Genomic DNA, 13,822 nt, shown 5'->3' with positions numbered 1-13,822 from the left:
TATTCGTAAGCTCTAAGTTAGTACTACCTCATATAAAAAAGAAATTAATTTCAGTGATTTCTAGACTTACTCAATTTCTTGAATACGAAGGTCTTCAAACATTAGAATGTATGATGATTGATTAAAATATCCTGAAGCACCCTCCTTTTCATAGTCGAACTTACTACCAGAATATTCAGTTTCACCAATAAACTTAGAAGCTTCCACCATATTATTCTTATAAGCCAACTTCAATAAAATATCGAAAGTAAGATCAAAACCACGCACGGCATACCTATCTGGCGTGGTGCCAAATCTTTTTTCGTAGCGTTTAGAAAAAGAATCGTTAGATCCTATTTTATATACGGAAGGATATGTAAAGTGTAGGTTGGATAAATGGGAATTACTGATTACCTCATTATCAAAAGCATTGTTCTTGTTCGTTGTGAACATGCGCACCTTTCTATCTTTTATGTTCATTGAATTCAAAATAGAACTCACACTTGACACCAATTTAAAATTATCAGTTTCCACGAACACCCAGTTATCAGCTTCTTCAGAAAGAAGTTCTGTCAACTTCTCTATATCAATACCAATATTTTTCTCTTCCTGAGTTACTTTTAAAGTATCCGCTCCAGGGAAACCTAACAACAATTGCTCCTTAACCTTTTTATTCTTGTCATCTGCAATTATGATTACATGCTGTTCAGCATTGCGCTTACCCTGCACATACTCAATCATATGATTACGAAGCACCTCATCAGAAGTATAAGAAAAAAATACATTAGCCAAACTCAAATCGCTCTTTGCAGGAATAGGCGCCACAAGAGATACTTTCTTACCACTTGCTCTTAGCGCAGTTTCTTTCATAGACGGCATATCTAACGGTCCAATGATTGCACCATAGCTTGAAAGGTTCTCTAGCTGTAAAATTTCTTTAGTCCTATCTAAGTTCAATTGGTTATCAAAAGTCTTGACATCTACTGAAATTCCTAAATCTGCAATAGAATCAATAGCAACCAATGCACCTGAATAAAGACCTAAGCTATACTTAAGACTATTTCTTTTATCAATGATATTCGCCACACGGTCCTTATCACTCAGGTCTAACTTATCTAATCTAAAAGGCAAAAGAAACATCAACTTTGGTTTGTTCTGCACATCTATGCTATCCACAAGGTTGATTTTATCCAAGACCAGTGAATTACGAACTTCAAAGTTACCCTCTTGATCTTTTGGTAGTTTTAGAATCATACCTGCTTTCAGCCCTTGGGCCAAATCCGGATTCAACGCTAAAAGTTCTTTATAGCTTACACCAAATTTACGAGTAAGTGAAAATTCTGTTTGCTTTGGCTTAACTTCATAAAAGTTATAATTGTCCGTGTTGATTACACCACTATTCGCTTTTTTCTCAGGAATACGGATAACCATACCTTCTTTCAACCCACCTCTTTCGGTAATTTCAGGATTCAAACGAACAATCTCATCTGACTTCACACCAAATTTTTGTTCCAACTGAAAGAAATTCATTTTTGGCGGAACTGTATATGAAGTATATAATTGGGTTTGCTGGTTTTCAACAGTGCTTCCTGCAATTTTAGGCAACATTAACTCTTGACCTACCGCTAAGTAATCATTAGACCCAGAAAGCTCAGGATTTAAGACTACCATGCTATCTACGGTAATACCATACTTATAAGCAATACTCCATCTGGTTTCTTTGGGAGCTACCTTGTAAGTATCAAAATTACTCTCATCTATTACAACTTCTTCTTCCGGTTTAACCCTACGGTATTTTGGGATCTTTAGAGTCATCTTTCTCTTCAACTGAGAAGAGTACAAATCTGGATTGTATTTTTTAATTGCCTCTTCGCTAATATGAAATCGCTTGGCAATGCTATATAAAGTCTCCTTTTTCTTTACTCGGTAAGACGTAAAACCAATAGGCTCCTCTTGCTCTTCTACCCCTTCTTTCTGAACCGTAGGACTCTCCACTTTTCTAGTAGATTGTGCTGCTACAGCCTTAGCTTTACTATCCTTAGGTATAACCAATATAGTATTAGCTCTCAGCTCATCACCTCGTTTTACTTCCTTATTTAATTTAAGTATAGTTTGAGCATCTACTTTATACTGTTTTGCTATATCTTCTAGGGTCTCACCCTTCTTAACTGCATGCGTTGTGAACTTCTGTGCGGACACTTTACATGCTACAAAAACAAACAATAAAAGCGTTAGGCTAACTTTAAAAAACTGATTCATATTTATTCCCATTCAATGGTTGCTGGTGGCTTAGAGCTTATATCGTAAACGACTCTGTTGACCCCAGGCACTTTGTTGATAATATCGTTTGATGTCTTTTGTAAAAACTCATAAGGTAAATTCACCCAATCCGCTGTCATACCATCGGTACTCTCTACAGCTCGTAAAGCTACACATTTTTCATAAGTCCGCTCGTCTCCCATAACCCCTACACTATTAACTGGTAGAAGCATGGCTCCCGCTTGCCAAACCTTATCGTAAAGACCCCAATCCCGAAGTCCTTGTATAAAAATATGATCCACCTCTTGTAGTATAGACACCTTTTCTGGCGTAATGTCACCCAAAATACGAATTGCTAGTCCAGGACCAGGAAATGGATGCCTTCCTAAACGCTCTTCTCCTATAGCCATACTCTTGCCTACACGGCGAACCTCATCTTTAAATAACATTCGTAAAGGCTCCACAATTTTTAATTTCATAAAATCTGGTAAGCCTCCTACGTTATGGTGACTCTTTATAGTAGCTGAAGGACCGCCCGTTGCCGAAACCGATTCTATCACATCTGGATATATAGTTCCCTGCGCCAGCCACTTAACATCCTGTACCAGATGAGCCTCATCATCAAAAACCTCTATAAATGCATTACCAATAATCTTACGTTTTCTCTCTGGGTCACTCTCTCCTGCAAGGGCATCCAAAAAGCGTGCCGAAGCATCAACACCCTTTACATTTAACCCCATATGTTCATATTGATCAAGAACATCTTGAAACTCGTTCTTCCTAAGTAGACCGTTATTAACAAAAATACAGTAGAGGTTCTTGCCAATAGCTTTATGCAGAAGCACAGCAGCCACGGTAGAATCTACACCACCGGACAAACCTAGCACTACTTTATCATCACCAATTTTTTCTTTCAATTCAGATACGGTCATATCTACGAATGCATCCGGAGTCCAAGATTGGTCCAACCCAGCGATATTTACTAGGAAGTTTTCTAGTATTTTTTTACCATCTTTAGAGTGATAAACTTCTGGATGAAACTGAATAGCGTAAGTACTCTCGTCCTCAATTCTATATGCAGCATGTTCAACATCATGTGTACTAGCTAAAACCACTCCATTTTCAGGAAGTTTTTGAATCGTATCACTATGGCTCATCCACACTTGGCTACCTTCTAAAACACCTTCAAAAAATGCTTCGTCTGACTTGATATAGGATAGATTTGCACGACCATATTCTCTTGTATTTGATGGCGCAACATTACCACCTCCAAAATGAGCCAGATATTGTGCACCATAACAAACAGCCAATAAAGGCTTCTTTCCTCTAATCTCAGACAAGTCTGGATGCGGTGCATCATCTGCACGTACCGAGAACGGCGAACCTGATAGAATTACCGCTTTATAGGACGATAAATCCTCCGGAGGCTTGTTATATGGCTTTATTTCACAGAAAATATTGAGTTCTCTAACCCTTCTAGCGATGAGTTGCGTGTACTGAGAACCGAAATCTAGTATAAGGACGTTGTTTTGCATGGGCAAAAATAGCAAATTCCATTCTCCCGAAAACACTCTTTTCACATATTTATAATCGGGTTTTTAACAATCACCTAAAATAGGAGAATCAATACGATAGAGAACAAGCTAAAATGAAAATTAAAATTCTTACAAATCAGCTAAAAACACAACTCCGTAAAAATAGAATAGCCAATATTTTCATAAACTCTAAAATGGATAACAACTCCACATTTTCAGATTTTTTCAGAAAATTTTCAAGGAATCAGTCAAAATAGGAGCCCTTTTACCAAAATTAGCTAAATGTGATTAAAAACTTTATATAATTATATTTAATATACTGGATTTTAAATTATTAATACCTTTCCTACAAATTGTTAAATTATGTTAATTTTAGCAAAAATCACCCACTTTATCACCAAATTAAGCTGAAGTTAATTTTGGACCTTCAAAAACACAAACTTTGTTTTCAACCTGCTTTGGCCATTTTTTTATTTATCTTTTCGTTAACAGCCTACTCTAAAGTTTATGACTTTCTTGCGTAAGAATTTACTGCTATACCAACATTTCATCAATGCATAAAAGCAGTGTTCTCATCAATCAAAAAACAAACATATCTTGAAAAAAGCTATCTGCTGTACTTCATTTTTTCTTGTCTTTTTTCAACAAGGTCACGCAAAAATGAATCGACTCCCTTCCGGGTTTGAAAAAGGAATTCACAAAAATTTACGACCCCCTCTCATATCAGAAAACAACTATCTTCCTCCCGATCAAGCCAAAAAAAAGTATACCATTAGTGGGTATATTACTGAAAGTGGAAGTGGTGAAAATCTCTTGGGAGTTTCCGTTTATGTACCCGAATTAAAATTAGGAACAACAACTAATGACTATGGGTTTTTCTCTTTGACTCTTCCCCAAGGAAATCACGAAGTGGTCATTTCATACATTGGTTATGGAAACGAAAAGAGGCAACTAAATTTATTGGAAGACAAGATTCTTTCTATAGCGTTGAAACCTTCCACCCAAAATCTTGAAGAAGTAGTGGTCACTGCAGATGAAAGGATAAAAGAAAGCAAAGTAACTCAAATGAGTAAAGTGCAGATCAATCCTGCGGACATCCAAGACATTCCTGCATTACTGGGTGAAAAAGATGTAATGAAGACCTTGCAGCTCATGCCGGTTATTCAAGGTGGTAAAGAAGCTCTTCATTTGAACCGCCGTGCAACCTATTTAAACAATTATAACGATGATAATCCATTTGTGGAGTACAGTATTGCTCCAAATTATATTGAAGGAGAAAATGGTGTAGGGGTATTTGCAGGTTATCAACTGACTGAAAAAGTTTTTGAATATGAATTAAAATAAAAATCTTAAAAAAGTAAAAGTCCGGGATACCAAACCCGGACTTTTCATCAAAATCAAAAAAACCAACCTAAACACATGAAATCGTTTAAGAAAAAAACTTTTTCATAACATTTTTACTAATAACACTCTACTTGCCAAATACCCTACCCCTTTTTAAAAGTTTTTTCTACTTTTATTAAAAAGCACACAAATGACTTCTACTTTTTGGGATGAAACCCTAGCCGAAATAAAGAAAGGAATAACTGAAAGAGGACATCCATTTCGGTTTTTTACACTTGCCACCATAGATGAATCAGGCTCACCAAGCCAACGTACTGTGGTCTTCAGACATTTTAATGATAATTTAAGTCTGGTGTTTTATACGGATGAGCGCTCACAAAAAGTAGATGAAATAGACAAAACCAGAGCTATTAGCCTATTATTCTATCATCCTGAAAATCTTTTGCAGATTACCATAAAAGGTAAAGCGTCCGTAATTACAGATTCTGAAGTATTAAAAGAATATTGGAGTGCAGTACCGGATAGCAACAAAAAAGATTACACAACCCATGTAGCACCCGGAAGTACCATGAAAAACCCTGATGCTTTAGAATATTTAAACGGAGACCATCATTTCTGCGCCATACAAATTGAACCCACCAGCATTGAGTACCTTAAATTGAAACGTCCCAACCATATTAGGGTACTTTTCACTAAAGACAACACATCTTGGGAAGGTAAATTTTTAGCTCCTTAGAAGCCCACTATTACATTTTTACAATTGTGAATTCTTGTTGTAACGGTTTTAAAGTATCTAAGAGCATAGGCACTAAATCTTCTCCTAACTCTAAATACAGTTCTGAGAAGTTTACGTTACGTTCTTGAAGTGATTTGTTTGGAAAAAGTTCGTTCTGAATTTCAGTCATGCACAACACATGGTCCTTAAGCTTTCGTTTTTGAGCTTGCAGAAGTCTTTTTTCTAGATTGTCTAGACCTTTCTTTTGTTTCACCTCTTGAGCCTTTACAGCTCCCAAGAAAGAGGCATCAGTTTGTTCCGCCAATTCATACATGGCTTTAAATTGCTCTTCTAACTGTTGCTTTTGAGGCGTAAAGTCAATATCTATATTAGATATCTCTCTTATCTTTTTATTAATGAAGCTACTTTGTTTTAAAAAGAGGTCCTCAACAGAGAGATTCATTTTAGCTAACTTTTCCGTTTGTTTTTCAGTGACTACCAAGGCAGAATTTCTAAGCGACAAAACCGGAAAAGGTACTTGCATAGCTTCAAACATAGTTTTAAGCTCTAACCAATATGCTATTTCTCCACCTCCACCTATATAACATAGATTAGGCAAAATAATTTCTTGATATAAAGGCCTCGCTATTACGTTGGGCGAAAACCTTTCTGGGTATGCTTTTAATTCTTTTTGTAATTCTTCTTTAGTAAAACGAATATCTGTATCGTTTATAAAGTATACTCCATTTTGCTCTACAATTCTTTCGCGAAGTCCGTCTTTCAAATAAAAATAATTGATTTCACGTGGGTTAACTTGCACGCCATACTTCTTATCCAAAGCTTCAAATTCTGCTATCGTTTCAGAAACTTTTTGATATGCTAGTTGGTCAAAAATATCTTGCTGAGCATAAGGAACTAAAAGGCTTTTCAAATTCCTATCATCTCCATCAACAATAACCAAACCTTCCTTGCCAAAAAGTTCATTTGCCAAATAACGTGTAGCGTCTGCTAAATTAGTATGTTCTAAATATGCTTTCTTAAATAGCTCTTTTAGAGCCATAGCGTTGGTACTGTTTCCAATTTGATTTGAAAATGCCTCAAAAATCTCCTCCAGACCTTTTGTATCTAAATGACCTACGGCTCCAGATGCCGTTCTGTTCCATTTTAGTTTTTTACCTTGATAGTTAAAGTAATTGATTTCTTCAAAATCATGGTCCTCCGTAGCCATCCAATATACAGGCACAAAATTGTATTTTGGATATGCTTTTTTAAGTTCTTTGGTAAGATTTATAGTGGAAACTATCTTATATAAAAAGTATAGTGGGCCAGTAAAAAGATTTAATTGATGCCCCGTTACTACGGTAAACGTGATTGGCTCCTTCAATTTCCTAAGGTGCGTCTGAGTTTCATTAGTAACACTAAAACCCTTGTATTGTTTCTGTAATGCTTCGTAAAGAACTTCTCTGTTTGTATCAGGAAAACTAGTAGCCTTTTCAGCTATTTGAGCTCCAAAATTCTTAAGGTTTGGAAACCGGTTATAAAAGTTACGTATCTGCGGTTCTTCAGCAAGATAATCGCAAATAAATTCTGAAAAATAGCCAGTTCTGTAAAAAGGTAAACAATCAATCTCCATAGGGGTGTAAATATAAAACTCTTCGCCAATGCGACTTCCTAAAAATACGTTAATTACTTTAACCTATTTTTCATACCGGTAGCGGAAAATCCATTCCTTTATTACTCAATATTCATTAGCTTTGGTAGCATTCCATGTAAATACCTTACATATGAAGTTTTTCGCATCTATTGCTTTCCTATTTATCTGCCTTACCATCAAGGCCCAAGATTTAAAATCTCCTTCTGAATTTTTAGGTTACGAACTGGGCACACAATTTACCAGACACCATCGTGTAGTTGACTATTATGAATATTTGGCCAAAACGAAGTCCACTCGCGTACAACTAGAAAATTATGGCGAGACCAACGAAGGAAGACCCTTATTTCTTGCCTATATATCCTCTTCTGAAAACATAAAAAATTTAGACAGCATACAACAAGAACACCTTAAAAATACCGATGGCGAAGGCAACCCTACCACTGCTATCGTATGGATGAGCTACAACGTACATGGTAATGAAAGCGTAAGCACGGAAGCTTCCTTGAAAACGGTTTACGAACTTCTAACCAACAAATCTGAATACCTAAAGAACACCGTAGTTATTATTGACCCTTGTATGAATCCTGATGGACGAGAGCGCTATGTTAATTGGTACTATCAATTTAAAAACTCACCTAATACAGTAGATCCAAATAGTAAAGAGCATCACGAGCCTTGGTTAAACGGAAGAGCCAATCATTATATGTTTGATTTAAACCGAGACTGGGCTTGGCTTACACAAACAGAGAGCCAACAACGTATAAAATTCTATAATAAGTGGTTACCTCATGTACATGTAGATTTTCATGAACAAGGAGTTGACAACCCGTATTATTTTGCTCCTGCAGCAGAACCTTTTCATGAGGTAATAACTGATTTTCAGAGAGAGTTCCAAACTACTGTAGGGAAAAACCACGCCAAGTATTTTGATGCCAACGGATGGTTTTATTTTACAAAAGAAGTTTTTGATTTGCTCTACCCTAGTTATGGCGATACCTATCCTACTTATAACGGAAGTATTGGAATGACCTATGAACAAGGTGGTAGCGGACGTGCCGGTTTAGGTGTAATAACCAGTTTGGGCGATACCCTAACCTTAAAAGACAGGATTCTACACCACCATACTACAGGACTATCCACCTTAGAAATAGCATCGCAGAATGTATTGCGACTAAATCAGGAGTTCAAAAAATTCTATCAACCCAAAAACTACAAGTATAAAAGTTATGTACTAAACGGTAATCCTGATAAGTTAAACGCACTGACCAAATTATTGAAACAACACGAAATTGAATATGGTTGGGCAACGGGTAAAACCGCAAAAGGCTTCAATTATAGCACAGGTAAAAACAGCCCCATAAAAACTTCTGCAAACACTCTAGTAATAGGTACGGATCAAAAAAAATCGACGCTCGTAAAAGTACTATTTGAACCTAGTACAAAACTAAGCGACTCGCTTACTTACGATATTACCGCTTGGTCCTTACCCTATGCTTATGGGCTAGAAGCAGTAGCTTCTGAAACCAAAGTGAATGCCAATTTAGATGTAACCGAAAAGGCTTCTCTAATTCCTGAAAACTCTAACATAAACAAAGAAGCCTACGCTTTTATAGCAGAATGGAACAGTTTTAGTGATGCTCAATTTTTAGCGGAGCTCCTTAAGAACAATATTAAGACCAGACATGCTAAAAAACCTTTTGGCCTAGATGGTAATCAATATGAACGAGGTACCCTCATTATTACCAAAGCAGATAATAAAAACACTCCTGATTTCTTGAATACGCTGTCCGCCGTAGCTGCTAAACATGCAAAGACCTTAAAAGCTACATCAACAGGTTTTGTTGAAGACGGTAAGGATTTTGGTTCTCATTCTGTACAGCCGCTAAAACAGGTTAAAGTTGCACTTCTCTCAGGAAAGCCTACCTCTACTTTAAATTTTGGTGAAATTTGGCATTTTTTCGAACAGCAATTACAGTACCCTGTAACCATTCTTGATACCGATTATTTTAAAAATGTAAATCTTTCCGAATACGATATCCTGATTTTACCAGATGGAAATAATTACACCAAGTTCCTTAGCTCCCGTAGAATGGATGAGTTAAAAGATTGGATTAATGACGGAGGAAAACTAATAGCTCTAGGTGGTGCCTTAAAAGCACTTTCTAAAGAAGAGAAATTTAACTTAAAGCCAAAAGAAACAGATAAGGACAGTATAGCTTTAGTTCCTATATACGATCACAACCAACGTAATCAGATAAGAAACGAAATAACAGGTGCTATATTCAAAACCAAAGTAGATCAAACACATCCATTGGCCTATGGTTATGGCGACTCCTATTTTAGTCTTAAACTAGGAGGTACTGCCTACAATTATCTTGACAAGGGTACCGTAGTGTATCTTGACCCAGACAGTACCACACCAGCAGCTGGTTTTGCTGGTAGTGAAGCTCAAGAAAAAATTGGTGGGACATTAGTTTTTGGAGTTGAAAAATATGGTGATGGCCAATTGATTTATTTTGTTGACAATCCTTTATTTAGAGGGTTTTGGGAGAATGGTAAGTTGTTCTTTGCCAATGCTCTTTTTATGGTCGATTAGGTTGATAGTACAATTTTCAAACACCCTTCATCAATTAAAGAGATTACCACTTCTTGTTTTATTTTCTAAATTTAAGAAAGTCTTATACCCCTGACGAACACCTATCTTTGTGCTCTTAAGGCATACTTTTCAAATGAAAAACTTTAAAAAACAATTTGGGGGCAAATTAACGGATACGCTAACCGAACGCTACAACCAATCCGAAAACTGGAAAAACGGCAAATTTCTTAATCTTGAAGAAACTAGCATGTCTATCAACTTTTGGGAGATTCCTAAACTTTTATACAAGCAGTTTAGTGATAAGGAAAAACGAGAGCCAGCAGAATCGTTGCCTATTATTCCCTTCAACAAGAAGTCCTTCCTGTTAGATGACATCAACTTTAAATACATTTGGTACGGGCACTCGGTTTTATTAATGCGAATGAATGCAAAGACCATTTTAATAGATCCAATGTTGGGGCCTAATGCATTGCCTATTGCGCCATTTAAGACCAAACGCTTTTCCGAAAACACGCTGAATCTAATTGATGATTTTCCTGAAATAGACCTCATGTTGCTAAGTCATGACCATTATGACCACCTTGATTATGACAGCATTCAAAAATTAAAAAATAAAACCAAAGAATATTATGTTGCTTTGGGTGTTAAACGCCACCTAGTAGCCTGGGGAGTAGATCCAGAATTGATTACAGAATTTGACTGGTGGAACGATGCTACCTATACGAACATCAAAATTACCTTTACACCCAGCCGTCATTTTTCCGGCAGGGGGTTGACCGACCGGTCCAAATCACTTTGGGGTGGATGGACGTTCAAAACTAAAAATCAAAATATTTGGTTTAGTGGCGATAGCGGTAATGGCACTCATTTTAAAGAAATTGGAGAGAGACTAGGCCCTTTTAATTTTGGTTTTATGGAAAACGGCCAGTATAATGAGAAGTGGCATCAGATACATATGTTTCCTGAAGAAAGTATTCAAGCAGCATTAGAGGCAAAAGTTAGGAAGGTTATGCCGGTACATTGGGCGGGCTTTGCTCTGGCACAACATGATTGGACAGAACCTGCAGACAGATTCCAAGAAGCTGCAAGTAAAAATAACCTAGACGTTTCTTTTCCAAAATTGGGAGAAATATGTTCTATAGAAGACCTAAATAACAAACCATGGTGGTCCTAAAAAATATAGCTTGTGCTTGACCCGAGTCTAATAGAGGGTGAAATTATCTAATACGAGTATTAATATAAAATTGTGAAGTACCCATAAAAACATACGCCTAGACCTATAAATGCAACGCCTACCATAAAAGCCGTAAAAACCTCCTGCATTCTCCGGTTTTCATCAATAATAAGGCCTAGAACCCCAAATAGAATACCTATCTGAAGAAACAAAATACCGATATCTATTTGTGATACCAACTTCCTATTAGCAAGACCAATGTCTTCCCAAGTTCGTAACCCAACAATCTGTCCCATTTCGCCATCAAGGTCTTGTGACCATGAAGCACGGGGAATATTATTAGACCCTAACAAAATCTCGGTCTTTTCCTCATCATATTTTCGGATGAGATCTTCGGTCATATGAATTCTAAAATCTAATTGTTCCAACTTTTCCTCTGCCACTAGACCTGTGCCGCGTAAAGATTCTAAATAATCGCGTTGGTTTTCTTTTAAAATTTGTTTTATACTTTTAGCATTGTACCAGCTAGAATAGCTCACATGCTTATAATTGGCATTGGCGATCTTCTCTTCTAAATTACTATTGACTACTTTCATAACAGCCAACAATGCGACGAGAATTATAATTATTGCTCCTCCCCTGTTTTCTATTTTATTATTTTTAGGCATTACTCTGTATTAAAGACTGATTTGGTTTCGGTCGGGATTAGACTCCTAAAAGACTAGTCCCATTTATTATACGTAAAAAATCTCATTAAAGTTGGCGCATAAAAACTATCTACTAGTCTTTTTTTAAAACCCTCTCATTTTAAAGAAAAATCATAGTCAATAGTTATAAAAACTTACAAAAATTAACAGTATATACTTACCAAATTATATTTGATGACTTTTGAAACAATAAGATTAAAACTAAGACCGACTTCAGAAGAAGATGCAGATTTCATTTATAAATTGTTCAATAACCCAGATTGGATAAAATACATTGGCGATAGAAATATACATAGCACTACCGAGGCCAGAAGCTATATACAAGTTAAAATGATGCCTCAGTTCAAAAGACTAGGATTTGGCAATTACACCGTAATACGTAAATCTGATGGAGCTAAAATTGGGTCTTGTGGTTTGTACGACCGAGAAGGCTTAACGAATATTGATATTGGATTTGCTTTTCTTCCCGAATATGGAAAACAAGGTTATGCTTACGAAGCGGCATTCAAACTAAAAGAAATGGCTTTTCAACAATTTAACCTTAATAACCTTATTGCCATAACCAGAAAAGAGAACAAATCTTCTCAGAAACTTTTAAGAAAATTAGGGTTTTATAAAACCGGCACTGTTGTCCTTCCAGCTGAAACTGTAGAATTAGTATTGTTCTCAACTAACAAAAGTTCTTTTTAAATACTGAAGATTTGAAAAACAAGGTGTTAAATCAACTCAAAGACAAATACTCTTTCATTAATACCTCTTAAATTTGCATTCCAAAATCAAAAGCAATTAAATCTTGCCTTAGGCGTCTCTTTACAAAAAGAGATTTTATTCTATATCACAGTTATTGTCCAAATGAAAAGTATCCTTTTTTCTTTACTACTGACCCTTGCGACTACTTGCAACAGACAACATTTAGAACTTGAAGTTTTAGATACTACATTACTTAAAAATGTTCCCAGTGCTTCTGGTATAACCAAAGCAGGTAACAGTTTTTATGTGGTGGGCGATGACTCCCCATATTTGTTTGAAGCAACAGGAGATGGTAAAATAGTAAATCAAACAGCCATTTATTCTACAGAGCTTTTAAACGGAAATAGACTGGACAAAGTGAAAAAGCCAGATTTTGAGGCTTTGGAAACCATTAATAAAAATGAAATTCTTGTATTTGGCTCTGGAGCAAAATCTCCTGAAAGAGATATTTTTCTTCACATTTTCTTAAAAGATAGTATGACCATAGAAACCTATGAAATTTCTGAATTCTATAACCATCTAAGAAAGCTTGATGCATTAAATGGCGAACATTTAAATATAGAGGGTGTAGCGCTGTTCCATGATACTATTTACCTATTTAACCGAGGAAAAAATATCATCTTTAGTTTTAACTATTTAAACTTGATTGGGTATCTAAAGGATACTAAACCTTTTCCTGTACCACAAACTATAGAATATAAACTTCCTGAAATAGATGGTTTTCAATCTGGGTTTTCTGGAGCTACTATTTTAGAAGAAGAAAATCTAGTCATCTTTACCGCTTCCGTAGAAAAAACCGGGAGTGCCTACAGAGATGGAGAAATAGCTGGGAGCTTTATTGGTGTCATCCCCATTGTTAATGGCACTTTCTCTAAAAAATATAGTGTTGCCGCTATTCCTAATACAGACGCACCTCTAAAAGTGGAATCGGTTACTGTAGCTGAAAAAACTACCGATGGCAAAATAAAACTTGCATTAGTTACCGATGACGACAAAGGAAACTCATTGCGATTAAACTGCCTTTTAAAGCTTTAACTTCAGAACTTTTTTTATTCAAAATTCTGTTAAAATTTTTCTTTTTCTTTATAGCATTGATATTAATCGTAATA

Annotated in this window: 10 protein-coding genes; 6 read left to right on the top strand and 4 right to left on the bottom strand. The window is 36.1% G+C overall.

What is annotated here, in order from left to right; genetic code table 11:
• Positions 1–66 precede the first annotated feature (66 nt).
• Positions 67–2,238 carry a LysM peptidoglycan-binding domain-containing protein gene (locus IWB64_RS11430; protein ID WP_226975862.1) on the bottom strand — a complete coding sequence of 724 codons (2,172 nt, stop codon included), beginning with the start codon at positions 2,236–2,238 and terminating at the stop codon, positions 67–69.
• 2 nt (positions 2,239–2,240) lie between these two features.
• Entirely contained in the window at positions 2,241–3,773 is a 1,533-nt protein-coding gene (guaA, locus tag IWB64_RS11425) for a glutamine-hydrolyzing GMP synthase (protein WP_194535868.1), read from the bottom strand.
• Between the two features lie 597 nt (positions 3,774–4,370).
• On the opposite strand from guaA, the gene IWB64_RS11420 reads away from it, so the two are divergent.
• Positions 4,371–5,117, top strand: a complete 747-nt coding sequence (locus tag IWB64_RS11420; protein ID WP_226975861.1) for a carboxypeptidase-like regulatory domain-containing protein — start codon at positions 4,371–4,373, stop codon at positions 5,115–5,117.
• A 190-nt stretch (positions 5,118–5,307) separates the two neighbouring features.
• Positions 5,308–5,853 (top strand): pyridoxamine 5'-phosphate oxidase family protein, encoded by a 546-nt coding sequence (locus tag IWB64_RS11415; RefSeq protein ID WP_194534116.1) that lies wholly within the window; start codon positions 5,308–5,310, stop codon positions 5,851–5,853.
• 10 nt (positions 5,854–5,863) lie between these two features.
• On the opposite strand, the gene bshC is transcribed toward IWB64_RS11415, so the two are convergent.
• Complete coding sequence (gene bshC, locus IWB64_RS11410; protein WP_194534115.1) at positions 5,864–7,465, bottom strand: bacillithiol biosynthesis cysteine-adding enzyme BshC; 1,602 nt, start codon at positions 7,463–7,465, stop codon at positions 5,864–5,866.
• Positions 7,466–7,616: 151 nt separating this feature from the next.
• Between bshC and IWB64_RS11405 the strand changes: the two genes are divergently transcribed.
• Complete coding sequence (locus IWB64_RS11405; protein WP_194534114.1) at positions 7,617–10,082, top strand: M14 metallopeptidase family protein; 2,466 nt, start codon at positions 7,617–7,619, stop codon at positions 10,080–10,082.
• Between the two features lie 133 nt (positions 10,083–10,215).
• Positions 10,216–11,256, top strand: coding sequence for an MBL fold metallo-hydrolase (locus tag IWB64_RS11400; protein WP_194534113.1), 1,041 nt, complete (start codon positions 10,216–10,218; stop codon positions 11,254–11,256).
• 59 nt (positions 11,257–11,315) lie between these two features.
• Here IWB64_RS11400 and IWB64_RS11395 read toward each other — a convergent pair whose 3' ends face one another.
• Positions 11,316–11,924 (bottom strand): DUF4337 family protein, encoded by a 609-nt coding sequence (locus tag IWB64_RS11395; protein WP_194534112.1) that lies wholly within the window; start codon positions 11,922–11,924, stop codon positions 11,316–11,318.
• A 213-nt stretch (positions 11,925–12,137) separates the two neighbouring features.
• On the opposite strand from IWB64_RS11395, the gene IWB64_RS11390 reads away from it, so the two are divergent.
• Both IWB64_RS11390 and IWB64_RS11385 read left to right on the top strand, forming a co-directional pair.
• Positions 12,138–12,653, top strand: a complete 516-nt coding sequence (locus IWB64_RS11390; protein ID WP_194534111.1) for a GNAT family N-acetyltransferase — start codon at positions 12,138–12,140, stop codon at positions 12,651–12,653.
• A gap of 162 nt (positions 12,654–12,815) precedes the next feature.
• Positions 12,816–13,748, top strand: coding sequence for a DUF6929 family protein (locus IWB64_RS11385; protein WP_194534110.1), 933 nt, complete (start codon positions 12,816–12,818; stop codon positions 13,746–13,748).
• Positions 13,749–13,822: the final 74 nt, after the last annotated feature.

Origin of the sequence: Zobellia nedashkovskayae, from assembly GCF_015330125.1 — a bacterium.
GTDB lineage: Bacteria > Bacteroidota > Bacteroidia > Flavobacteriales > Flavobacteriaceae > Zobellia > Zobellia nedashkovskayae.
The sequence above is the reverse complement of the archived record's forward strand: the minus strand, read 5'-3'. Positions and strand labels throughout refer to the sequence as shown.